Annotated in this window: 24 protein-coding genes; 15 read left to right on the forward strand and 9 right to left on the reverse strand. The window is 43.6% G+C overall.

The window, feature by feature from the left end; all coding sequences use genetic code 11:
* The first annotated feature begins 99 nt into the window (after positions 1 to 99).
* Positions 100 to 417: a DUF1878 family protein gene (locus M1J35_RS09985; protein ID WP_254653544.1), complete on the forward strand. Its 318-nt coding sequence runs from the start codon at positions 100 to 102 to the stop codon at positions 415 to 417.
* A gap of 1 nt (position 418) precedes the next feature.
* Here the strand turns inward: M1J35_RS09985 and M1J35_RS09990 are convergent, their stop codons facing one another.
* Complete coding sequence (locus tag M1J35_RS09990; protein WP_034763913.1) at positions 419 to 994, reverse strand: HTH-type transcriptional regulator Hpr; 576 nt, start codon at positions 992 to 994, stop codon at positions 419 to 421.
* Positions 995 to 1,369: 375 nt separating this feature from the next.
* Positions 1,370 to 1,741: a YtxH domain-containing protein gene (locus tag M1J35_RS09995; RefSeq protein WP_034763307.1), complete on the reverse strand. Its 372-nt coding sequence runs from the start codon at positions 1,739 to 1,741 to the stop codon at positions 1,370 to 1,372.
* 165 nt (positions 1,742 to 1,906) lie between these two features.
* On the opposite strand from M1J35_RS09995, the gene M1J35_RS10000 reads away from it, so the two are divergent.
* Complete coding sequence (locus M1J35_RS10000) at positions 1,907 to 2,101, forward strand: membrane protein YhzF (RefSeq protein ID WP_034763309.1); 195 nt, start codon at positions 1,907 to 1,909, stop codon at positions 2,099 to 2,101.
* Between the two features lie 61 nt (positions 2,102 to 2,162).
* On the opposite strand, the gene M1J35_RS10005 is transcribed toward M1J35_RS10000, so the two are convergent.
* A complete protein-coding gene (locus M1J35_RS10005) occupies positions 2,163 to 2,699 on the reverse strand; it encodes a tryptophan transporter (RefSeq protein ID WP_254653545.1) in 537 nt (178 codons plus the stop codon).
* 172 nt (positions 2,700 to 2,871) lie between these two features.
* Positions 2,872 to 3,294, reverse strand: a complete 423-nt coding sequence (locus M1J35_RS10010) for an HIT family protein (protein ID WP_034763312.1) — start codon at positions 3,292 to 3,294, stop codon at positions 2,872 to 2,874.
* Between the two features lie 1,295 nt (positions 3,295 to 4,589).
* On the opposite strand from M1J35_RS10010, the gene M1J35_RS10015 reads away from it, so the two are divergent.
* The 4 genes from M1J35_RS10015 (at position 4,590) to M1J35_RS10030 (ending at position 7,866) form a co-directional block, all read left to right on the forward strand.
* Complete coding sequence (locus M1J35_RS10015) at positions 4,590 to 5,333, forward strand: ABC transporter ATP-binding protein (protein ID WP_061811488.1); 744 nt, start codon at positions 4,590 to 4,592, stop codon at positions 5,331 to 5,333.
* Positions 5,323 to 6,552, forward strand: a complete 1,230-nt coding sequence (locus M1J35_RS10020) for an ABC transporter permease (protein ID WP_254653546.1) — start codon at positions 5,323 to 5,325, stop codon at positions 6,550 to 6,552. Before M1J35_RS10015 ends, M1J35_RS10020 begins: the two co-directional genes overlap by 11 nt.
* A 62-nt stretch (positions 6,553 to 6,614) precedes the next feature.
* Positions 6,615 to 7,316 carry an EcsC family protein gene (locus M1J35_RS10025; RefSeq protein WP_034763313.1) on the forward strand — a complete coding sequence of 234 codons (702 nt, stop codon included), beginning with the start codon at positions 6,615 to 6,617 and terminating at the stop codon, positions 7,314 to 7,316.
* A 142-nt stretch (positions 7,317 to 7,458) separates the two neighbouring features.
* Entirely contained in the window at positions 7,459 to 7,866 is a 408-nt protein-coding gene (locus tag M1J35_RS10030; RefSeq protein ID WP_051758452.1) for a DoxX family protein, read from the forward strand.
* A gap of 40 nt (positions 7,867 to 7,906) precedes the next feature.
* On the opposite strand, the gene M1J35_RS10035 is transcribed toward M1J35_RS10030, so the two are convergent.
* A complete protein-coding gene (locus tag M1J35_RS10035; protein ID WP_279726545.1) occupies positions 7,907 to 9,109 on the reverse strand; it encodes a M20 family metallopeptidase in 1,203 nt (400 codons plus the stop codon).
* 96 nt (positions 9,110 to 9,205) lie between these two features.
* On the opposite strand from M1J35_RS10035, the gene M1J35_RS10040 reads away from it, so the two are divergent.
* Complete coding sequence (locus tag M1J35_RS10040) at positions 9,206 to 9,799, forward strand: phosphatase PAP2 family protein (RefSeq protein WP_254653547.1); 594 nt, start codon at positions 9,206 to 9,208, stop codon at positions 9,797 to 9,799.
* Between the two features lie 40 nt (positions 9,800 to 9,839).
* Here M1J35_RS10040 and M1J35_RS10045 read toward each other — a convergent pair whose 3' ends face one another.
* On the reverse strand, positions 9,840 to 11,237 hold the full coding sequence (locus M1J35_RS10045; RefSeq protein WP_254653548.1) for a hypothetical protein: 1,398 nt from the start codon (positions 11,235 to 11,237) through the stop codon (positions 9,840 to 9,842).
* A gap of 237 nt (positions 11,238 to 11,474) precedes the next feature.
* Between M1J35_RS10045 and liaF the strand changes: the two genes are divergently transcribed.
* Genes liaF through M1J35_RS10060 form a run of 3 tightly spaced genes read left to right on the forward strand, consistent with a single transcriptional unit; the run spans position 11,475 to position 14,014 of the window.
* Entirely contained in the window at positions 11,475 to 12,287 is an 813-nt protein-coding gene (gene liaF, locus M1J35_RS10050) for a cell wall-active antibiotics response protein LiaF (RefSeq protein ID WP_254653549.1), read from the forward strand.
* Between the two features lie 25 nt (positions 12,288 to 12,312).
* On the forward strand, positions 12,313 to 13,341 hold the full coding sequence (locus M1J35_RS10055; RefSeq protein WP_224520529.1) for a sensor histidine kinase: 1,029 nt from the start codon (positions 12,313 to 12,315) through the stop codon (positions 13,339 to 13,341).
* Positions 13,342 to 13,360: 19 nt separating this feature from the next.
* The gene (locus tag M1J35_RS10060) at positions 13,361 to 14,014 is read left to right on the forward strand and encodes a response regulator transcription factor (RefSeq protein WP_224520528.1); all 654 of its coding nucleotides are present in this window, start codon (positions 13,361 to 13,363) and stop codon (positions 14,012 to 14,014) included.
* Between the two features lie 99 nt (positions 14,015 to 14,113).
* Here the strand turns inward: M1J35_RS10060 and M1J35_RS10065 are convergent, their stop codons facing one another.
* Complete coding sequence (locus M1J35_RS10065; RefSeq protein WP_224520527.1) at positions 14,114 to 14,689, reverse strand: cysteine hydrolase family protein; 576 nt, start codon at positions 14,687 to 14,689, stop codon at positions 14,114 to 14,116.
* A 144-nt stretch (positions 14,690 to 14,833) separates the two neighbouring features.
* The gene (locus tag M1J35_RS10070; protein WP_034763930.1) at positions 14,834 to 15,340 is read right to left on the reverse strand and encodes an antibiotic biosynthesis monooxygenase family protein; all 507 of its coding nucleotides are present in this window, start codon (positions 15,338 to 15,340) and stop codon (positions 14,834 to 14,836) included.
* A 772-nt stretch (positions 15,341 to 16,112) separates the two neighbouring features.
* Between M1J35_RS10070 and hemE the strand changes: the two genes are divergently transcribed.
* The 3 genes from hemE to hemY all read left to right on the forward strand — a co-directional run bounded on the left by hemE (position 16,113) and on the right by hemY (position 19,679).
* Positions 16,113 to 17,141: a uroporphyrinogen decarboxylase gene (gene hemE / locus M1J35_RS10075; RefSeq protein WP_254653550.1), complete on the forward strand. Its 1,029-nt coding sequence runs from the start codon at positions 16,113 to 16,115 to the stop codon at positions 17,139 to 17,141.
* Positions 17,142 to 17,231: 90 nt separating this feature from the next.
* Positions 17,232 to 18,164 (forward strand): ferrochelatase, encoded by a 933-nt coding sequence (gene hemH, locus M1J35_RS10080; protein ID WP_034763325.1) that lies wholly within the window; start codon positions 17,232 to 17,234, stop codon positions 18,162 to 18,164.
* A 117-nt stretch (positions 18,165 to 18,281) separates the two neighbouring features.
* Positions 18,282 to 19,679 (forward strand): protoporphyrinogen oxidase, encoded by a 1,398-nt coding sequence (gene hemY / locus M1J35_RS10085; protein WP_254653732.1) that lies wholly within the window; start codon positions 18,282 to 18,284, stop codon positions 19,677 to 19,679.
* A gap of 114 nt (positions 19,680 to 19,793) precedes the next feature.
* On the opposite strand, the gene M1J35_RS10090 is transcribed toward hemY, so the two are convergent.
* Positions 19,794 to 21,200, reverse strand: coding sequence for a LysM peptidoglycan-binding domain-containing protein (locus M1J35_RS10090; RefSeq protein WP_254653551.1), 1,407 nt, complete (start codon positions 21,198 to 21,200; stop codon positions 19,794 to 19,796).
* Between the two features lie 188 nt (positions 21,201 to 21,388).
* Between M1J35_RS10090 and M1J35_RS10095 the strand changes: the two genes are divergently transcribed.
* The gene (locus M1J35_RS10095) at positions 21,389 to 21,961 is read left to right on the forward strand and encodes a TetR/AcrR family transcriptional regulator (RefSeq protein WP_034763328.1); all 573 of its coding nucleotides are present in this window, start codon (positions 21,389 to 21,391) and stop codon (positions 21,959 to 21,961) included.
* Positions 21,962 to 22,087: 126 nt separating this feature from the next.
* A complete protein-coding gene (locus M1J35_RS10100) occupies positions 22,088 to 24,286 on the forward strand; it encodes a YhgE/Pip domain-containing protein (protein ID WP_254653552.1) in 2,199 nt (732 codons plus the stop codon).
* Positions 24,287 to 24,376: the final 90 nt, after the last annotated feature.

The following is a 24,376-nucleotide window of genomic DNA, read 5'->3' on the forward strand; positions in this document are numbered from 1 at the left end:
TTTCTTATTTTTTGAAGGGAGTTTGGGGCGACAGGTATGTGATAGTTTTGTACAATAAGAGTATGAGATAAATAGTGGGTGATAAAGATGCACGAACTAATGAAGCGAATAGAAAAACTTGAATACCATCAGAGGCTGATGGCTGAAATGATGCCTGAAAACGGATATCCCTTTTATCGTCTGATCATTCGTAGTGGATTGTCAGAGAGGGAAGTGAAGGATTTTTTTCAAACTTGTGATAGATTGAGCATGAAACTTGAAAAACAAAAAGCGGAAGGATTCGTATACAATACTCCGCTTTTTAAAGAATTTGAAGATGAGCTTCATGCAAAGCTGAAGGTGCATGAAGTCGTGGATAGCTGCCTTATCCAGAATATTTATCCAGCTTTGATGAAACAATTACAGAAGAGCTTGTAGATCAGGCCAGTTCTTCCTCATCTTCAAATAGTTCACCGAGCTTTCCATTATCATCAGAAAAATCATTTTCAATATTGTGAAATGATTTTTCAAATATTTCCATAAAATCATTCCCATAAATATTACGTACGACGGTCATCATTTCGATCATTTCAGGGAACTTCCCATATAATTCCCGTAATGGAGACACTCCCTGGAAGATGGAATGACTTTCCGGCTGATAGTTCTTCATTAGATCGAGAAGGATATTCTCCCCTTTGGCCGTCAGTTGAATATACGTATTCCGCTTATCATTCTCCCGTTTGGAAAACTCAAGAAGTTCACGTTCCTCTAATTTCTTCGAAAAGTTAAATGCCGTTGAAACATGCATAACACCGAATTTGGCCACGTCCGAAATGGAAGCACCCTTTAAATGATACGCAATCCAGAGAATATGATGTTCATTGATATTTAAGTCGTATGGCTTGATCCATTGCTGCCAGTCCTTTTCTATGGCCTTCCACAAAGCTTTACTAAGCTGAGCCATCCTTTGACTGAAGAGCATTGCCTCTTTCAAAGTAAATTCTCTTTCCTTCATCTCATTCACCCACTTTGCTAGAAAATCTTTTTTTACTATAAGCTGTTCTTGAAATGGTTGCGTTGTAAGCAGTTCCAAAGGATTCACTACTACAACGATCATCAAAAAAGAAAGCGCTTATATTTTATTATGCCAATAAAGTAATAATTAATAAAGGCTAAATTGACAAAATTTTTCGAAGTATATAATTTCTGGTTGGTTTACCGGATTCATAATAGAAATATTAGAGTGTTTGAACCCTGTAATGACGGGACTTCAATAGGAAAACACTATTCTGAAAGAAATCGGGGTGGAAATAATTTTTATTTTTAAATAAAAGAGAATCCCCGCAAGCTCTAACCCATAATTGGGCTGAAGGGCATAACGGGGATAGGGTTATGGATTCGTTGTGTTGGCTGAGTTGATCGATTTTTCCAGCTCTTCGATGGTTCGCTGGATGGATTGGATTTCTTCTTGAAGGCGCTGGTTGTTCGGCTCGGTTGAAGCCTGCCACTGCTTGAAGGAAGCTTGAAGATCCTTGGAAAGCTGAAGGACCGTTTCCTTTCCTTCCTGTGACAGGGTGCCGATTGACTCTTTCAATTCACCGATGTGGCCTTTCATTTCCTCGATGACCACTGTCCAATCGTCTTTCTTGTCTTTGATTTGTGCACGGATTTCTTTACCTGATGAAGGGGATGTCAAAAGGGACGCGACTCCTCCGACCACTCCACCGATTAGTAATCCGTAGGCAAGAGATTTTTTATTCATTATGTTCACCTCGTTCTTCTATTTCTATAATACTATATTTCTCCAATCAGTATGTATTCTCCTTTTCCCTTTTAGAAGAGATTGAAACAAGACGGTTCATATCTTTCTCTTCAAACGCATAAAAATAAGATAAGAGGTGAGGAAGAGGGGGGAGGTTCTAACAGAATGGACGGAATAATCTTTGGTTTCTTTGCTCTCAGTACAGTGTTGTTTCTAAGTATGGTATATAACTTCATTAGTATTCAAAGACCTGGAATGTATCCTCCTAAAAATATATTAAAAAAACGTGCGACCATATTGGGTTCAGGTGGATTGATCACGTTTCTCATAGGGATACTGCTCTGGTTTGCAGTCAGTTAATAAAAAAGCCCCCCATTTTGTGACGGATCACAAGGTATGGAGGGTGTTTTTATTATTTCGTTTAGGATAGCTGTTCTGTTGTGACAGCTTCTCGAATGGTTGAACGTTTTAAGATACCGTTGATGATCGGATACACAACGAACATCGCGCCGGCGTTCACAAGTGTTGCCGGAAGGACGACTGCTGCGAATAGAGCGAAGAAAGCCCCAGGCAGTCCTACGATCACATATGCAGAAAGCAGGAATACGCTTCCTGATACGAGTGTACCGATTGCGGTTAGAACAGAAGCACCTAACAGTGAACGAGAGATTTTCTTTGTTGCCAGGAATAATCCGTAAAAGACGAATGCCGTGACCGGTTTATCGATCAGGTTTGGCAAGAATCCACCAGGGAATTGTGTTGTCAGTCCTGAAATGACTCCTGTTAATAAACCTAATAGCAAAACGTTTTTCTTGGCCGGAAACAAGATAATCCCTAAGAACATCATGGTCAGCATCATGTCCGGTTTCATCCCTAAGAATATGCTCGGGATCACTGTGTGAAGGACGGCTCCGATCCCTACTAATAATGACAGGGATACAAGTGTTTTTGTATTCATTTCTCATCTCTCCTCAACTAAACTATACTTTGTATTCTGCTTCTCCTAATGTGCACTGTTGCCATCAGCGAAAAGATAGGTACATTATAACATATTGTGAACGGGTGTCAAAGATTTAATTTTCTGAAAAAATACTCGCATCCTTCAATGATAAGGGTGCGGGCTGTCGAATTTATGATAGGTGCTGTGCGATGGAAGCTGCAATCTCTTTCAAATCGTCTTGACTGTAGTCGTCATTGTGGGTTTTCCAAACGGCTCCGAAGCCATCGCCATTTCCATAGCGTGGAATGAAATGCATGTGGAAATGAAAGACGGATTGTCCTGCTTCTTCACCTGCATTGCTTAAAAGGTTCATTCCTACAGGGCTAAACTCAGCCTTGATGCTGTTTGCGATCTTAGGTGCTACAGAGAAGAGGTGACTCGCCATGTCCGGTGTCAGCTCGTAGACGTTTTCTTTATGTACTTTAGGGATAAGAAGCGTATGACCTTTCGTCACCTGACTGATGTCAAGAAAAGCAAGGACATGTTCATCTTCGTATACTTTCATTGCCGGGATTTCCCCATCGATGATTTTACAAAAAATACAGTCACTCATATTCATTTCCACCTTTCAGTAATGGTGTATGTATTTTATCATTAATAGGACAATAAATGAAGAAGAGACAGGAACGATTTTCCTGCCTCTCTTCTTAGAAGGGGTAATACTGTAAAGGTTTATATGTCAGGCTTCATTCTCTTTGATAAACACCTCATTCGTTAGTAGCTTCGAAAAGTGTACCATTCTAGGGTAGAATGAACTTTGTTCAATGCGACCATCCCCTTATCTTTTTGCTATTTAAGCATTTAGACAATAGAAACTGTTAGCCGTCTTGGACAAACACCTCATTTGCTATAAGGATGATATGTGTAAATCGTTAGAAACATGAATGACTTTGTGCAAACTGACCATCCCCTTATCTTGTAGGCTAAAAAAGCTTAGTAAGAAAGTTGATTTAGTCAAAATGTGCTTTAACAAACACCTCATTTATCAAATTTTTGATGAAATGAATTGGGTGAGTGTGTCATTCACTAAAGAAGACGACGAATCCTTCAAGTCGCAAACAATAGTGAAATCGGTTAGCTGGTCTTTAACAACCATCCCCTTTTTCTTATTGCTGGCCCCTTCTGATAATATGTTGTGCATTCTAGGGGGAGGTTATGAATGCTAAAATGTGGAAGGTGTGTTATTCAACCCGTTGTCGTGAAAATTTCCATCTGAGAAGGAGTGAGTGCTGGTTGATTTCCGCTACAGGTGCTCGCTTTCCGCGGGGCGTGAGTTGAGCCTCCTCGGGCTTTGCCCTGCGGGGTCTCAACTTTCCCGCTATTCCCGTCGGAGTCGAGCACCTTCCGCTCCAATCAACTTTCCAAGTGAAGTGTTTAACTAAAACAATGTAATGGCGTGATTGATATGAATACACTATTCTTATCCTTTTAGTTGCAGTAATAACTCATCCTGCTAATACTTCCAAACGACCGAACATTCGAAAACTAAAGTCTGTGTATGAATAACCAAAGCCCGGTGAAACGGACTTTTTGCAATCTAAAGCACATTCAGTTACAGCAGGATCTAGCTATTGATTGGAGTGCAAGACGAAGACTCCTGCGGGAAAAGCGGAATAGGTAAGACCCCGCAGGAGCGTCAGCGACGAGGAGGCTTGCCTTCCGCCCCGAGGAAAGCGAAGTCTTGCACGGAAATCAATAGCGGTGTAGAAAGTGATCTCGACAAATTACTTGCTTGTTCGTCTTTAGAGATCTGTTGGAGAAAATGATTCATATTCAAAACATGCCTTTGCTTTAAAGTTTTGATAAAATAGAAATAATACATATAGAAGAGAAAGGACGTTGCTGCTCGTGTCGTTATTAGAAATTAAGCATCTTGTCGGCGGGTATACAAGGAAGCCGGTTTTGAAGGATATAACATTCTCCATTGACTCTAATGAAATTGTCGGGTTAATCGGATTGAATGGGGCGGGTAAGAGTACGACCATCAAGCATATCATCGGGCTGATGGAGGCGAAGCAAGGGGAGGTATCCATCAACGGCCATACGTTGAAAAAGGATGCCGATCAATATCGCAAGCAATTCTCATACATACCGGAAACACCAATTTTATATGATGAACTTACCCTGGAGGAACACCTGAAGCTTACGGCCATGGCCTATGGATTATCAGATGCGGAATATAAGGGAAGAATCGATAAATTGTTGAAAGCGTTTCGTATGGAAAAGAAGATGAGTTGGTTTCCCGCTCATTTTTCTAAAGGGATGAAACAAAAAGTGATGATCATGTGTGCCTTTCTTATTCAGCCCAGTCTGTACATCATCGACGAACCGTTTGTCGGATTGGACCCACTCGGGATCCAGTCGTTACTGGATTGGATGCAGGAAATGAAACAAAATGGAGCGGGCATCCTGATGTCTACCCATATATTAGCTACTGCCGAAAGATATTGTGACTCATTCATCATCCTTCATGAAGGGAAAATCCGGGCAAAGGGGACTTTAGAAGAGCTTCGCAGGGAGTTTACGATGCCTGAAGCCACTTTAGATGATATATACATCCAGTTGACAAAGGAAGAATCCCATGATGAATAACGTGGAGGGCATCTGGAAAAAGAGGATTGTAGAGTATAATCAGGAACTTCAAAAGTATTTGAAATACATGTTCAATGATCATTTGTTATTCGTCCTGATTTTCGCTTTGGGGGGCGCTGCATTTACGTATAATCAGTGGGTGAAGACACTCGAGCCAACATTCCCGGCTCCTCTCATCATGTCAGTCGCACTTGGTCTCTTATTGGCATGGAGTCCGGTTTACACATTTCTCCGGGAGGCGGATGCTGTATTTCTTCTACCTTTAGAAGAACGGTTATCCGGTTATTTCAGGAAATGTATCTGGATCAGCTTCATGTTCCAATCCTACATTCAACTGCTTGTCCTGGCTGCCCTAATGCCTATGTATGTAGCTGTTTCTGGAAACAGTTTCAGAAGCTTCTTTCCGTTACTTGGCTTAGTATTGGTCATGAAAATATGGAATCTCTTTGTTCGTTGGTTCATGTTAAGGTTTCAGGAGAGGGAAGCTCACCTGACGGACAGTCTTGTCCGTTTCCTATTGAACGGGACTCTTTTGTTCCTTGTGTTATCGGGAGCCGACCTTTGGATGACACTCATCGTGGCCGTCTTGATGCTCGGCTATGCCTTTTATTTTCATCAAGCAACAAAGGGTAAGAACCTTAAATGGGATTTATTGATCAATCTTGAAGAGCAGCGCATGCTGATCTTTTATCGCATCGCCAATATGTTCACGGATGTTCCAAAGCTGAAAGGGAAAGTGCACAGGAGAAAATGGCTCGACTGGCTTGTGAAGGCTCCTTTCTCTCAAGCATCAACCTATCGCTATTTGTATCTTCGCTCGCTTGTAAGGACAAGTGAATATTCAGGTCTGTATATACGCTTGACCCTGATCGGTGTGTTGCTGATCTATTCCAATCCATCTTTCATCTTCAGTATTCTGACGGCTATGGTATTTCTTTATTTGACAGCTTTTCAGATGATTCCATTATTCAAGCGCTTTGACTATAAGATCTGGGTACTTATTTATCCGGTTTCAAGGGAATTGAAGACATCATCTTTTCAGAAAATCATGAGCCAGTCGATGATGATACAGGCCCTTGTGTTTTCACTACCCCTTTTTATAAGGGGAGAGTGGCTGCCTGGATTGATCACGTTGCTTGCAGGCTTAACCTTCTCCATCTTTTTCAGTCAGTTCTACCTCGTCCAAAGGTTGAAAAAGATGGAAGAAACGCTTTTTTAATGAAACAGGCAGGATGAACATAGTATGAGTAAAGGCTGACCAAAAAGGATGGTGGTTCTAAAGTGAGCCATGAAAGAGAAGAGCTCGAGCAGTGGAAACGGAGATACACCAGGAAATCGTCCATCTTTAAGAGGGTATCCAAACAGGCCCAGACGAAAGTGAATGAGTGGATACCTGAGAAAGCGCATAAAGTCGTCACGGAAAGCATCAAGAAAATGGTGGAGGTCACCCTGAAGGGCAGCGAATGGGTGTCCCTTCAGGCGGCCTACAGACCTGAGCTACAGGAACGGGAAGTCGTGATGAAGGAACGAATGGAATTTTACCGGAAAGCTGCCACCATCGAAGGGGCAGGAACCGGTGCCGGGGGGATTTTCCTTGGTCTTGCGGATTTTCCATTGCTTCTGTCTATTAAGATGAAATTTTTGAGCGAATGCTCCCTGATTCATGGTTATGACCCCAAACAATATGAGGAGCGTCTATTTCTTCTGTATGTTTTTCAGCTTGCATTCTCAAGTGATGCTCATAAGAAGAAGGTCCTCTCCATCATTGAGAATTGGGAGGAAGAAAAAGAAAAGCTGAAGGAACTTGACTGGAAAACCTTTCAACAGGAGTATCGGGATTACATCGATTTGGTGAAGATGCTCCAGCTCATCCCTGGAGTCGGGGCGGTTGTGGGTGCCTATGCGAATTATCAGCTTTTGGATCAGCTTGGTGAGGTGGCAAAATTTGCTTATCGGATTCGCTACTTCCATGCAGTAGAATAGTACCGTATGAAGGTCGATCATCATGATCGGTCTTCTTTTTGTTGGGGTCATTGTGATGACAAACCCATCTTTTTATTTCCGCAATGACTTCATGTATAGTGATAAGGGTAGGGTAAATTGTGTTTAGTGAGGTGTGAAATAGATGAATAAACGGAAAAAAGCATGGAAGATAGTCGGGCTCATTTTATTCTCATTCTTCTTCTTTCTGGCAGGGGTCTTTCATTTTATTGAAGCCCAAGGATTTGCGAAAATGGTCCCTGCGTTTATTCCTTTAAGAGAAGAGCTTGTTTATATCACAGGAATCATTGAATTTATTCTGTCAGTCCTGCTGTTGATTCCGAAGACGCGTGAAAAAACTGGGATCATCACCGCGATTTATTTAGTTCTTGTATTTCCTGCAAATATCTACGCGGCCATTAAAGGAATTCCGGCCCCGGGACAGGAAGATGCCAATCAACTGCTGCTTTGGGTCAGATTATTGTTCCAGCCCCTCTTGATTTGGTGGGTGTTGGTGGTCAGTAAAATTGAAAAGAATCATCGCTTTTATTAAAAAAGAAGGATCGGATGTGAGCGTCCGATCCTTCTTTGCGTTATTTCGGAACGGCTTCCGAAACGGAATGTTTATTCTGGTAGTGAATGGTTGCACTTGCCAATGATTTTGCTGCAATGAGAAGCGCTTTTTCGTTAAGATCGAACTTTGGGTGGTGGTGTGGGTAGGCCGTTTCCACATTATCGGGCTTGGCTCCCGTAAAGAAGAAAGTACCCTTCACATGTTCTAAATAAAAGGCAAAATCCTCACCGCCCATCTGCATTTCGATTTCTTCCACGGTATGCACTTCATCTACAGTATCGGCACTTTGAATGAATAGTTCTGTCTCCTCAGGGTGATTGACAACGGCCGGATACCCCCGCTCATATACAAACTCATAATCACAGCGTCCGGAAAGGCAGGCCCCTTTCAGGATCTGTTCGATTTCTTCTTCAATAAAGTCCCTGACTTCTGGATTGAAGGTCCGTACCGTTCCAATCAATTTAGCTGAATCGGCTATGACATTGAACGCATTATCAGCTATAAAGGAGCCGACCGTCACCACGGCTGGATCAATCGGGTTTACTCTTCTGCTGACGATTTGTTGAAGTTCTGCAACAACTTGAGCTCCGATCACGATGGAGTCCTTCGTTTTGTGAGGCTGTGCCCCATGTCCCCCGGATCCTTTAATGACAATCTCAAAGCGGTCCGCAGCGGCCATGATCGGACCTGTTCGATGGAGGACCTTCCCAAGTGGTTCGGTTGCCCATAAATGGGTGCCAAAGATCACGTCCACATCTTCGAGGCAACCCGCTTCGATCATGGACTTAGCTCCTCCGGGTGCATATTCCTCAGCGTGCTGATGTATGAGAACGACTGTCCCTGAAAGGGTTTCTCGCATTTCATGAAGGGTTTTCCCTAATACCAGAAGTGTCGCGGTATGGCCGTCATGACCACAGGCGTGCATAACACCCGGCACGGTAGAACGATATTCCACTTCCTTTTCATCCTGTATGGGAAGGGCGTCAAAGTCCGCACGCAGAGCTACGGTCTTTCCGGGGAGAGCCCCTTCAATCCTTGCTACCACCCCATTGCCCCCGACATGTTCTTGAACGGGGACCCCGATTTCTTTGTAGTAATCCGCAATATACTTTGCCGTATTTTTTTCCTGAAAGGATAATTCCGGGTGTTGATGAAGAAATCTTCTGATATTAACCATTTCTATCCAACGATCTTCTAATTTCTGATATAATTCATTCAGCAAGTCCTCAAACCTCCTAATGTTTGGTGAATATTACGAATATTATAACACTAAATATGTACCGGGAAGAGGGGATAAGTGAAATTCAAGGAGGATTCGATGAATAAAACCTTATCCATTTCAGCTATCATTTCATTTGTACTTTTTATGACCATTGCCCATTTTGTTTATCATGACATGGAGATTTTCGGAGAGGATTATCTTCTGACAAACATGGGCGACATGAACGTTTTAGAACCATTTTCCGTGATAGGGACCGAGCTGGTAATTGGAATCGCCACAATCGCCTTGATCCTGTTCCTTTGGTGGGTTAAAAAAGATTACGCAGGAATCATAACGGTCGTGGTACTGGTTGCGGGTAGTAACGTCCTAAATAAAGTCATCAAAGGGTGGATGGAACGTGAAAGACCCCCGTTTTCCCATGGGGAAGAGGGGTTCAGCTTTCCCAGCGGTCATGCCATGGTGGGGATTGTCTTTCTCCTAGTCATCGCTTATTTCCTCAGTAAGGAAATTTCCACCATGGGAATGAAAGTCACGATCTTCACTTTGGCCGTCATCCTTTCCCTGTTGGCAGGATTCAGCCGTGTAGCGGAACAGGCTCACTATCCTACTGATGTTGCTGCCGGCTTCCTTCTGGGTTACTCGTTTTTCGTGCTGTGTATCTTCCTATATGAAAAGCGCCCTGCAAAATAAGAGGGACGGACCTTCCCTTGGAAGGTCCGTCCCTCTGTCTTTAGATTAAGAACATCGCTACAATGGTAGTTGCGACCAGTCCGATGACGACTGGAAGCAGGTTTCGCCTGGCAAGTTCGAATGGGTCGACTCCGCAGATGGCTGCTGCCGGGATGAGTGCCCATGGTACAAGGGTCCCGCCACCGACCCAGATGGCTGCAACCTGGCCCAGGGCCGTCAGGGTAGCGATACCGGAACCGATGCTTTCAGCAAATAAATTGGCGACGGAACCGGCAAGAGAAATTCCCGAGAAGCCTGATCCATCAAGTCCAGTGATGGCCCCGACCGTCGTAAGGGTAATCGCGCCCACAGCCTTGGAAAGCGGGACGGCGGCAGCAAGGGATGCGCCCAGGTCATTGACGATTCCATGGGATGTTGCCGGAAGAAAATCCCCAATGATCGTTTGAAACCCCGAGTCCCCTAAATAGAAGAAAGCGGCAATCGGTATGACCGGACCGAATACTTTAAACCCGAACTGAAACCCGTCAATCATGAAACTGGTCGTTTTCTCTAATCCTTTTCCTTTATAAGCGGCCAATGAAATCAATAAGAGGATGATGATGGAGGTTCCCCCGATCAGTGCGGTTGCATCTCCACCCTGCAGATCGAATAAAACCATTGCCGTAATATCAGCCGCAAATAATATAGGGATAAGGATCGCAATGGCCTTTTTCCAACGGGATGATAAAAGCTCATGTGAAGCATCCTGCTCTGGATCGATGGCAGCAAGGGAGCTTGAATCGACCGTAAGGATCCCTTTTTTCATATCTCGTTTAAGGAAGATGAATGCAGTGACGGTCGTGACCACTCCCATGACAATGATGAGGGGGATACTTGCAGAAATAACTTCTGAAACAGGAATACCTGCAGCGTCTGCCGTCAGCTTTGGAGCAGCCTGAATGACAAAGTCACCTGAAAGGGCGATCCCATGACCGAATAAGTTCATGGCCATGGCGATGCCGAGGGCTGGCAATCCGACACGTAAGGCAACGGGTACCAACACGGCTCCCAAAAGGGCCACTGCGGGGGATGGCCAGAAAAACCACGAAATGAACATCATGACAAGACCGATCGTCCAGTACGCAAGTGCAGGGGTGCGGATGAACTTAGTGAACGGTCGGATCATCACATCATTGATCCCTGTCGACGTCAATCCTTTACTCATGGCAACAATGATGGAAATGACGAGAATGGTAGAAAGTAATTCAGTGATGGCAAAAATGAAGCTATTAAATATACTACTGATCGACCCGCTCATCGAACCCGTAGCAATCAAAGCGATACTGAAGATTCCGAGAATACATACGATGGTCGTGTCCTTTCGGAAAATCATAAATAGGATGATCAACCCTATGAAAACTAAATAAATCCAATGAAGAGCAGTCAAGTCAATCCCCATTAGAATACCCCCTCAATGTTTCAAACCTTGGGCATTTGCCCTGATCTGTACTATAGATTATGAAAATGCAAATAAGGTGTGATACAGGATAGAAACATTTTTTCAGCCTCTGGACTGAGGGTGAATCATTCCCATGCTCGTCAAACACCCGTGGAAATCAATCTATAATAAAAGAAATAACAGGAATAGACGATGTTAATAGAGAAAGTTAATAAGTGATGTGAAGGTGGTGCCTGTATGAGATACAAAGGAAGAAAGCAATGGTTTTTCTCATTTTTGCTGATGATGATAGGATTGTGGCTATTATTACTGAATATCGGTGTCATTTCCTTGGAAATAACGCAGATATTTGTCAATATTATTCCTATTTTGTTATTACTGCTGGGTTTGAAGTGGTCAGTAGACAGCTTTTTGAAAAAAAGCTTCGGCAAATTATTGTTCGGCCTTTTCAGCTTGGCACTTGGGGTGCTGATCCTCCTTGATAAATATGATGTGTTGGTTTTCGATTACGGGAATTGGTGGAAACTATGGCCGGTCATCATTATTGCCATTGCGATTCATCGGATCGTGAGGAATAAACCGATTCAAGTGAGTATAAGCAGTGATTATCCGTTTGATAAGACAGCTGAAACAGATGATAAGGAGCAGCCACTGGGTGAAAAGATCCTCCACAAGAAACCCAAGGTAAATAGAGGGTTTATCGTCGGGGATATCCGTTTTTCAGAACCGAACTGGCCCCTGGAAAATATGAAACTTTACAATGCCATCGGAGATTACTATTTTGATTTCAGTAAAGCCTTCATTCCTGAAGGGGAAACACCTATTGATATCAGAGGCTGGATTGGCGATGTGAAAATGATCATACCGGAAAATGTCCCTGTGGAAATCACTTTGAAGGTGCAGGTGGGGGATGTGAAATTGTTTGATCAGAAATCTGCTGATATTCGTTCGGAACTGTATTATCGATCACCAGGTTATTTGGAGGCAAGTAAAAAAATAAAGCTGACGATTGATGTGAAAATCGGTTCGATCCGGATTACCAGGATATAAAGGTTGCGTGAAAGGAGGAATGAGATTGAATAAAACCTCAAATATCCGAAATTGGATCTTCAAGAGCTTTTTAATGATGGCTATCATGACCATCCTACTTTTTTTTATCGTTTTGCAAGTCTATCTGTTCCTTTCAGAGGATCCCAGTATCTCTCTTTCTCTTTCCATTTATTTAACCACTTGGTTGGCCATCATTTTATTCCTATTAAGCATTTATTTCGGTTTTCGTACAGGGTATACATTCAAAGGCAGGATCGATGATATATCCACCTTCGTCACCTTACTCCGAAGTGGAAAGTTCTCTGCCAGGGTGGACAGGTATGAGCATGATGAGCTCGGGATTTTATCGGATGAATTGAATCAGCTTGCGGTATTCATTCAAGAACAGGTGAAATCACTTCAGCGGCTGGCAGATGAGAAGTCAGAGCTTGCTGATCAGGCTCACCAGGCTGCGGTCATGGAGGAGAGGCAGAGGCTTGCCAGGGATTTGCATGACTCTGTCAGCCAGCAATTATTTGCACTGAATATGCTTTCTTCCGCGGCGCAAAAGAGCATCGGGACGGATTATAAAAAGGTTGAAATCATCGTGAAACAAATAGCCGACATTGCAGGGAAGGCACAAGGTGAGATGAGGGCCCTTCTTCTTCATCTTCGACCGATCGACTTAAGGGGCGAAAGTCTTCGTCAAGCGTTAACCATCTTGATCAGAGAATTGAAGGAAAAAACACAAATTGAGATTGATGCCACCCTGGATGGTATGGAAGACTTATCGAAAGGTACTGAAACGCATATGTTCAGGATCATCCAGGAGAGTCTTTCCAATATCCTTCGTCACTCGGAAGCAACGAAAGTAAAGATCGTGACGGAGAAAAAAGGGGGCTTTGTCACATTGTATATCAGTGATAACGGTAAGGGGTTTAATCTAAAGGAGAATAAGATGACCTCGTACGGACTTCAAACGATGAGAGAGCGGGCGGAGGAAATTGGAGGACTATTTCAGATTCGCTCCAAAGAAAAAGAGGGAACGTATATCGATCTCCGCATCCCGGTCTAATTCAAAGGGGGCAAAACAAATGGATAAGATAAAGGTAATGATTGTAGATGATCACGAAATGGTACGGCTGGGCATGAAAACTTATTTGCTGACAGAAGAGCGGATTGACTTTCTTGGAGAAGCAAAAAGTGGAAATGAAGCGGCCCGGCTTGCCAAGCTGTATATGCCCGACGTCATATTAATGGATTTATTGATGGAGGATGGGAATGGCATTGAAGCCACAAGGAAGATCCTATCCTATCATCCTCACTGTAAAATTATCATCCTTACAAGCTACTATGACGATGAAAAGGTGTTTCCTGCCATTGAGGCAGGTGCTCATAGTTACTTATTGAAGACAGCAAGTGCAGAAGAAGTAACCGCGGCGGTTTATAAGGCGGTTAAGGGTGAATCGGTCATAGCGTCCAAAGTTGCCGATAAGATGCTGAACCGATTCCGTCCCCAGGAAAGAAAGGCTCATGAAGAGTTGACGACAAGGGAAATGGATGTGTTGAAATGCTTGGGTGAGGGGCTGACGAATCAGGAAATTTCCGAAGAGTTATTTATCGGGATCAAGACCGTCAAGACCCATGTGAGTAATATTTTGAGTAAGCTTGGGGTCGCGGACCGGACCCAGGCAGCCATTTATGCCAATCGAAATGGGATCTTGCATAAAGCCGAAAGGAAAGAGTAGAGAAGGTATATGAAAGGCTGAAAGCAGAATGGGCTTAGTCAAAAGGAATGAAGTCATTCCCCTTGACTAAGCCCATTCTGCAAAAAGCGATAATGATGATTAAAAAATGACCGGCTTCGTTAATTTCAATCGTGATGATAGCAGGGAATCCGTTGAAGAAATAGAAGCAAATTCATGGTGTAGATTTGCCAGGGACAGTCCATGAACAATTTCAGCGGAATATAGGGAACCGTCAAACGAATAGGTTTCAAAGCATGCAGTGGCATCATAAGGGACCGTCACTTCATATCCCAGATCCGCGGCCATACGGACAGTAGTGGATATACCGTGATTCGTTGTGAACCCCATGACAACAAGGGATGTATATTTTTCCCGTTTTAGATATAAATCCAGATCTGTATCGATGAAAGCGCTATTAGCATGCTTAATGATGTGTTTTTCCTTTTGTACAGGACGGAAAGACTCTATAAAATCAAAACCTCTTGAACTTGAATGCAGTGGTGATTCCATATCGAAAGATGAATGTTGTACGTGTACAACAGGCCAGGCTTTTTCTCTCCAACCGTGCAAAAGCTGGTAAGCGTTCTTTTCCATACGGGGATTATTCCGCTTTCCCAGTGAAGAATCATTATATGCCTTTTGGAAATCAATCAGAATCAAACATGTTTCACTCATCGGAACTCCTCTCCTTTCATTCAGGATGTCTGTAACCAATACGATTAAGTATACTGTTAATAATTTGTAATTATGTATGTACACCTTCACTGTAATTGTAAAGATTGAAAAGAATAAAGCTGCCTGAGTTTAGGCAGCTTTTCTTCAGGATTGACCCGAAACGTAGTATTTACTTACATAGGATGCACGTGGGAAGATATCCTTTTGATTATCGATTCCTTCTTCAGTGCCCCTCTTTGCATGGGCCTTCTCGTATTGCTTGGATTCCTGCCAGCCCAGGAAGCTCCGTTCATCGTCCCAAAGGGTCATGATCACATATGTATCGTTGTCCATTGGTCTAAGGACCCGAATCGCGGTAAATCCTGGCACCTCTTCAATCAAACCGGCACGGTTTTTAAAGCGGTATTCAAAAAGCGGCCTGCCTTCGTCTGATACGGGGATGTTGTTGAAGACCACGTATCCTTTACTCTCAAGTTCACCTGATTGATCGACAATCTCATAGCTGCGGGGAGATTCAAAGAAACTTTCGCCGCTTGTTTCATGTAAAAGCAGTGCATCTTCGCCCTGCATCAAAAGCATTTTTTCACCCGCATGCTGATCCATTATTTTCTGTAAGAAATCATGTGTTCCTGTCGTCATATATAGCTTCATCCAAATCACCTCAATAAAGTAGTCACTTCTACTATACTCTTCCCTTTTCTTTCTCTCTTGTAACATGAATGATGGATATTTTTTCACCACCCCTCAAAAATCGGCAAATTTATGACATTTTCCCTTGAAAACTATACAATTCTCCCTAAAACGTCTATAGTTTAAAAGGGTTACAATCCGTACGTTCATATTTAACAAACTTTGAATTTGCTAAAGGCTCTGTCAATCAGAGTGTGGTAGATGGTGAGGGGAACCGCTTCGCTTTCCGGCGGACGAACGGCCGAGCCTCCTCAGCTGTCGCTTCCGGGGTCTCGGCACGCCCGTTTTCCGCAGGAGTCTACGCAGTTCCCCTCACCATCTTAATCGGGAAAGACTTGACAGAGCCTTATAAATGACACGACAGTCAAAAAAGTATGTCTACTAAATTATTTGGAAATGACAATAAGGAATATATTGGTTTTGTTAAATTGGTCAAAGAATTGTTTTTAGTTTGAAGTAAAAAACTATACTTAGAAAGTTGATTGAAGCGGAAGGTGCTCGACTCCTGCGGGAAATGCGTGAAAGTTGAGACCCCACAGGGCTTTAGCCCGAGGAGGCTCAACTCACGCCCCGCGGAAAGCGAGCACCTGCAGCGGAAATCAACCACTACTCGCTTCATTAACAGCAACAACGTTTGAACATACAGCTAATAGAAATGACAATTTTAGAATCTACTCAAATTAGTTTACAATAGGGTTAATGGAGTTACATAGAAAGGTGGACGAACAAAGGTATGAAACAGATGAATGATACTTTTTTACGAGCGGCAAGGGGAGAGAAAACGGATTATACTCCGGTTTGGTATATGAGACAAGCGGGTCGTTCACAGCCTGAATACAGGAAGATCAAGGAGAAATATTCTCTTTTTGAAATCACGCACCAGCCTGAACTCTGTGCATATGTAACAAGGCTGCCTGTGGAACAATATGACGTCGATGCAGCAATCCTTTACAAGGATATCATGTCTCCACTTCCTTCGATTGGAGTGGATGTCGAGATCAAATCAGGCATCGGTCCTGTGATCGATAATCCCATCCGTACGACTGCGGATGTTGAAAAGCTTGGGGAAATCAATCCTGAACAGGATGTTCCTTACGTATTGGACACAATCAAATTACTGACACAGGAACAATTATCGGTTCCATTGATCGGCTTTGCCGGTGCTCCGTTTACGATGGCGAGCTATATGATTGAAGGCGGTCCTTCTAAAAACTATAATAAAACAAAAGCGTTCATGTATGCAGAACCGCAAGCCTGGTTTGCTTTAATGGATAAATTGGCAGCGATGACAATCACCTACGGAAAAGCCCAAATCAAAGCAGGGGCGTCCGCCTTCCAAATATTCGATTCCTGGGTAGGTGCATTGAATGTACAGGATTATCGCACATTCATCAAGCCGGTCATGGAAAGAATCTTTAATGAACTGAAGGAAGAGAATGTACCATTGATCATGTTTGGTGTCGGAGCAAGCCACCTTGCAAATGAATGGCATGATCTTCCTATCGATGTAGTCGGACTTGATTGGAGATTGCCGATCAAGGAAGCAAGGGAAAGGGGCATCTCCAAAACGGTGATGGGTAACCTGGATCCTGCGATCCTGCTGGCACCATGGGACGTAATTGAAGAAAAAGCCAAAGAGATCCTGGATCAAGGGAAGGATCTGAGTCACATCTTCAACCTCGGACATGGGGTATTCCCTCAAGTCAATCCAGACACATTAAAGCGATTAGCAGCCTTTGTGCATGAATACAGTGCCAGGTAGAGAACATTCATACATCTTTATAAATGGATTCTATGAAAGAAACATGGCACAATAATGGAATGTATGAAACTGACAATGAGGTGAAATGGGATGTCAAAGAAGAAAATGGGTCTATTGGTGATGGCCTATGGTACACCATATAAAGAAGAAGATCTGGAACGTTACTATACACATATCCGCCATGGAAGAGTCCCTTCCAGTGAACTTTTGGATGATTTGCGGGGACGTTACGAGGCAATCGGGGGGATTTCCCCACTGGCTAAGATCACCCTTGATCAAGCGAAAAGCCTGGAAGAACGTTTAAATGCGGTTCAAGACAATATTGAATTTAAAATGTATCTTGGATTAAAGCATATTGAACCGTTCGTAGAAGATGCAGTCGAACAAATGCACAATGACGGCATTGAAGAAGCGGTTTCCATCGTACTCGCCCCTCATTTCTCAACGTTCAGCGTCAAATCGTACAATGGACGTGCGAAAGAAACAGCGGAAAAGCTTGGCGGTCCAACGATCACATCGATCGAAAGCTGGTATGAGGAACCTAAATTCATACAGTACTGGGTAGACCGGGTGAAGGAGACCTTTGCAAACATGAGTGATGAAGAGCGTAATAAAGCGGTGCTCATTGTTTCTGCTCACAGCCTTCCCGAACGCATTCTGCAGTCCGGAGATCCTTATCCAAAGCAATTGGAGGAAACGGCGAAGATGATCGCAGATGGAGCCGGAGTCACGGAATATGCCGTAGGATGGCAAAGTGAAGGGAACACTCCTGACCCATGGATCGGTCCTGACGTCCAGGATCTGACAAGGGATCTTCACAAGGAAAAGGGCTACACTACTTTTGTTTATACCCCGGTAGGGTTTGTGGCTGATCACCTTGAAGTACTTTATGATAATGATTATGAATGCAAAGTCGTAACAGATGATATCGGAGCTTCTTACTATCGTCCGGAAATGCCGAACGCCAAACCGGAATTCATTGATGCCATGGCAGATGTCGTGTTAAAACACCTTAAAAAATAGTTTCCCGTTTTTGGCTGTACACCGAAGGACTGAAGCGAGTGGGTTCACTCTCAAGCGCTTTAGTCCTTCTCTATTATTGGATATGAAGATATTTTGTTAAAGAAGGCGATGAACGTGTTGGAACAACAAAACAAAAAGATTGTAGTCGTAGGTGGAGGGATCACTGGTTTAACCACAGCCTACTATCTGCAACAGAAAATCAAGGAAGAACATCTCCCCATCGAAGTAAAACTGGTAGAAGCCACCCACCGATTGGGCGGGAAGGTTCAAACCCTCAAAAAAGACGGCTATATCATCGAGAAGGGTCCGGATTCTTGTTTATCCAGCAAAACGGAAATCTCCCGTTTAGCGGAAAAACTGGGTATGAAGGACAAGCTCGTCCGAAATAAGAAAGGCACGTCCTACTGTATAGCCGGTGGTGAACTCTATCCGATTCCCGGGGGATCCATCGTAGGGATTCCAACCCAAATCGCCCCTTTCATCACAACAAGTTTATTTTCACTATCAGGAAAAATGAGGGCTGCAGCGGATTTTATCCTTCCGCGTTCCCAGGAAAGAGAAGATCAGTCATTGGGGAAATTCTTCAGGAGAAGGATGGGGGATGAAGTGGTTGACCATTTGATCGAACCGCTCTTAACGGGCATATTCGCCGGGGATATCGATCAATTAAGCTTAATGTCTACATTTCCGCAACTCTATGAATTGGAACAGAAACATCGCAGTTTAATAGCCGGCATCAAGAAGAGCGGACAAGCGGGAGAATCGAACGAAGAAGGGAACTTCCTGACTTTTACAGGGGGTCTTCAATCCTTGATCGATGCCATGGAAGCAGGCTTGGAACCAAATACCGCTTACAAAAGCATGAAGGTAACCAACATAGAAAAAGAGACCAGCGGTGATTATACAGTCACGTTCACGAACGGGGATCAAATGGAGGCAGACAGCGTCATCGTCACGACTCCCCATCACGTATTGCAATCCATGTTCCCCTCCTATCCATTCTTACATTTCTTAAAGGAGATGCCAGCTACTTCAGTGGCGACGGTGGCAATGGGGTTCTCACAAGAGGCCATAAAAAAAGATATCGCCGGGACCGAGTTCCTGGTCTCCAGAAATAGCGATTACTCCCTGACTGCGGGAACGTGGACACATAAAAAATGGCCGCACACGGCTCCGGAAGGAAAGGCATTATTGCGTTGCTACCTGGGCAAGTCCGGTGACGAAACCATCGTGGATTTATCCGATGACCACATCGAGCAGATCGTGCTCGATGATTTGAGTAAGATCATGGAAATTGATGGTCCCCCTGATTTCACGATTGTCTCACGCTATAAAAATTCAATGCCTCAATACACGGTGGGGCACAGGGAACGGATTCAACGTATGTATGAGCAAGCAGAGGCTACTTTACCGGGGATATTCATTGCTGGGAGTTCATATGATGGATTGAGTATTCCCGACTGCATCGGGCAGGGGGAGAGGAACGTAGCAAAAGTGTTGGACTACTTGAACTAATTATTTGCGGAAGACTGCCGGGAAACTGGTGGTCTTTTTTTTGAGGGCATGCTGAATATTCTCTTGGCCTCACTTTCCAGATGAAAGAAAGCACCCTCGGGTTGAAGGTGCACCCTACTTCACTACCTGATATCTGGAATGCTGAAGCACCCAATTCTGTGGAAAGGCAGAACCAAGCACCCAGTAGCTCAGCCCCCTTAATCGATAGTCGTTCACCACCATTTGCTTTGCCAGCATGCTTCTTGCATCTTCAAACCAGACCTCGTGCTGCTGTCCGTTCTCATCCCAATACTTGAAGAATGGAGACTGATACTGATCATTATATTGAATGCGGACCCCGTATTTGCTTGCAAGCTCTATGGCACCCTGAGGAGAGACGGATTTCGCAAAGGTCCCATCCACCCATGGTATTTTCCAGTCACGACCATATAATGGAGCCCCCATGAGGATCTTATTGCGGGGTATGACCGTTACGGCGTAGTCCAGTACTTTTTTTACTTCATTAATGGGTGCGATCGCCCATGGTTTTCCCCCTGCCCATCCCCACTCATAAGTCATAAGGACAACAAAGTCGACAATTTCTCCGTGGGCCTTATAGTCATGGGCCTCGTATAATAGGCCTTTTTGATCTGCCTTGATTTTCGGTGCGAGTGCCGTTGAGACAGAATAGCCTTTTGGTCTTAATGCTGAGACCGTCTTCCTTAAAAAGGAATTATAATTTTCCCGGTCTTCAGGGTAAACGTATTCGAAATCTATGTTCAAGCCCTTATAACCCTTTGCCTCCATTTTTTCCTGAATGGAAGAGATTAACGTATTTTGCAGTGAATCGCTCCTTAAGATTGTGGCGACAAGGTCGGAGTTGAATTTGCCGTCTACATAATTGGTCAGGACCAATAGGGGATCGACTTGTTGGTTATCCGCAGCTGATATCAAACCGGTGTCGTTCAGTTCTGTAATCGTGCCTTCTTTTGTAATGGAATGGGTGAAAGGAGCAAGGTAAGTGAAGTAGCTTCCCAGCCCATTCACTTCGGCCACTCCTTGGCTATCCGTCCTCGTGATGTATGCATTCACCTCAATCACCGGTTTCGTATTCGGGATCCGAATCTGTTGATTGGGGTAGATAAGGGAAGGATTCGAGATGGCATTCGCATTCAAAATCTCTTGCATGGGCACTTTATAATTATAGGAGATGGTATAAAGGGTATCGCCTGTTCGAACCCTGTGAATGAAGGCGGGCATGACAATCAACTGACCGATAAATAGTGTGGAGGGGTCAGAAATTTGATTGAATGTCTGTAGTTCATTGAAATCCATTTGATACTGTTGACTGATCTTATACAACGTATCACCTGGCTGAACGATATATTCTTTTAAAGGTTCCGGGATGAGAAGACTTTGTCCGATAACGAGTATATTGGGATTCTTTAATTGATTTCCATAAGCGATCTGGTTCACCTCAACCCCGTACTTTGATGCGATCGACCAGAGTGAATCCCCGCTTTTCACTACGTAAATATTCATATGACACCTCCTGAACGGTCTTATACCTATAGCCTATTCAACAGGGCTTATTCGATATGAAAGAACTGGGATAAAGAAATTGAAAAATATCACTTGTGTAATGATCGAAGATGTGATAAATTTATCATTGTTAACAAAATGACTAAATTACAAATATAGTCAAACGGTCAAATGGAAGGAGTGAGTTCATGGCGATTGATCGAAGGAAACAGATCCTCGAGGCGGCTACCAATTCTTTTTCCTTGTTTGGGTATAAAGCCACGACGATGGATCAAGTAGCTAAAATAGCGAATGTGGGAAAAGGAACGATTTATACGTTCTTTAAGAATAAGGAAGAATTATTCGACGAGATTGTTTCATCGTTAATTAATGAAATGACCTTTGAAGCAGAAGAAGTGATTGATCCGGAAGCTACATTTTCTGAAAATGTCCACCGCGCGTTGTTTCGTCTTCTCGAATTTCGCAAAGAGCATAAGCTGACGATCAAGTTATATCAGGAAGCCCGTGAAATGGGAACGCCTGCTGTATCCGAGGTCATTGACCGCATGGAAAAAGTGGTCATAGAATTTTTGAGTCGCCGAATAGAAAAGGCCATTTCCTCAGGAGCTATTAAGCCCTGCAACCCGGAAATGACAGCATTCGTCCTATTGAAGCTATACGTTTCATTGATCTTCGATTGGGAACGTGCACATGGTCCACTTGATAAAGATGAAATAGCCAATCTGTTTGAGCTATATATCATTAAAGGGTTATCAAATTGATAGTCCTTCATTTTTAGGGAAAAATGACCAATCGAATGAAATAGTCATTTATTTTTTACCTTTAAATGACCGTTTGGGTTTATTGGTCAATAGTTCAAATCATTTGAATAACAATAGGAGGATAATATGAAGAAATCATTTATTGGTTCAGAATTCAAAGCGATTTTTCGCAACAAGAAGCTGCTCATTCCAATACTAGCCGTGCTCTTTATTCCTGTACTGTACAGCGGCATGTTCCTTTGGGCATTCTGGGATCCATACGAGCAGCTTTCAGATCTTCCTGTAGCTGTTGTGAACAGTGACCAGGGAGCAGAGTTTGACGGCAAGGAGTTGCATATTGGATCGGAGCTTGTTGATAAGCTGAAGGATAGCGATCAGTTCGATTTTCATTTTGTGGATAAAAAAGAAGGGTACAAGAATCTGGAGAAACAAGACTACTATATGCTTGTAGAAATTCCAGAGAATTTCTCTGAAAACGGTACAACATTGTTAGAGGATAATCCTCAAAAGCTTTCGCTGAAATATGTACCGAATGAGAGCTTTAACTTCTTATCTGCTCAAATCGGGGATACGGCCATGAAAGAGATCAAAGCGAGTCTTTCTAAATCCGTTTCAGAAACGTATGCCGAAACCATGTTTGATAAGATTCAGGAAATGGGAGATGGTTTCAAGACCGCCAGCGATAAAGCGGGCGAAATCAACAGTGGGGCCATTGATCTCTCTCAAGGTGCCAAGAAGCTAAAAGACAATTTAGCAGTCCTTGCTGAAAAGAACGTCGAGATGACAGACGGTGTGGCCAAAACCCGTGCAGGTGCCGAGAAACTGGCTAAAGGTTCTCAGGAACTATCTGACGGTGTCGGTATCATGACGGATAAATCACAGCAACTATATAAAGGGACACAGGATGTTCAAACCGGGTTGAATTCTCTTGCTGCCGGAATCGATAAAAGCAAGGCAGGTTTGGAACAGGTGGACGCCGGGCTTGATAGTGCTGTGGACAATACGGCTAAATTGCAGGCCGGATCTAAATACCTTGCCGATCAGATCGGTGCCTTAAAAGGCGGAGCCGACAGTGCCCAAGCCGGTGCTCAGGCAATTGGAGCAGGTGCCACTAAGCTTGAGAATGAATTGGCTCCATACATGGGTAGCCTGCCTGAAGAAAAGCAGGCTGAACTAAAGGCTGCGATCAGTCAAATCAAGCAGGGAGCATCTGGTCTTGAAACAGGTACAGGTAAATTAAGCACTGGAATTACTGGATTACAAGGCGGAGCAACTGACTTAGCAACTAATATCGGTAAATTAAATGAAGGTCAAAAGAAACTACAAGGCGGCGTAGGTCAGCTTGTAGCCGGATCAGCTCAACTGGATGAAGGTTCCAATCAACTTGTGGCAGGTCAAAACAAAGTAGTGGAAAACTACGGTTTATTAAATCGGAAACTTGGAGACGTATACCAGGGGACGGTAGGTCTTGCTTCAGGAGCGAATGAACTAAGTTCTGGCCTTAACCGGGTATATGATGGATCCAATCAGCTAGCAGACGGATCCAGGAAACTCGCCGATGGTTCAACTGAGCTCGCAAACGGTTCAACGAAACTATCTGACGGAACAACGGAATACGAATCGAAATTAAAAGATGCAGCAAAAGAAGCCAACAGTGTCAAAGCGGACGACGATACGTATGACATGATGGCAGGTCCAGTCGATGTGAAAAATGAGAAAATCAATCATGTGCCAAACTACGGAACAGGATTTGCTCCTTATTTCTTATCTCTTGGATTATTCGTAGGGGCATTATTAATCTCGATTGTGTATCCACTCCGCGAACCATCCGATCGTCCATCAAGCGGAATGAGCTGGTTCATGGGTAAATTCACAGTGCTTACGACAGTGGGGATCATCCAATCTCTGATCGCAGCAGCGATTTTACTCTTTGGATTGGGGCTTGAAGTGGAAAGTGTACCATTATTCTTACTTTCTACTATTATTACAAGTCTTACGTTCCTGGCATTGATTCAAATGCTGGTTACAATCCTTGGTGATCCTGGACGATTCGTCGCCATCATCATCTTGATTCTGCAATTAACAACGAGTGCCGGTACATTCCCACTAGAATTGATACCGACGGCACTGCAGCCAATTAGTGCACTGTTACCGATGACGTACTCGGTGTCAGCGTTTAAAGCGGTCATTTCAAGCGGAGATTTCGCCTTCATGTGGCAGAATCTATACATCCTGCTGGGGTACTTCATTGTGTTCGTTGCATTGACGGCCGTGTTCTTTGTAGGGCTATTCAAGAAACAATATACAAAATCAGTAGAAGCTTAAGGAAAAAAACGGTAGATGTCACACACATCTACCGTTTTTTCTTCATTAAATGGACAAACCCTGTGTAAACATAAACGTGTATACTATGGA

The sequence above is a fragment of the Rossellomorea sp. KS-H15a genome, assembly GCF_024195245.1.
In the GTDB taxonomy this organism is placed as follows: domain Bacteria; phylum Bacillota; class Bacilli; order Bacillales; family Bacillaceae_B; genus Rossellomorea; species Rossellomorea vietnamensis.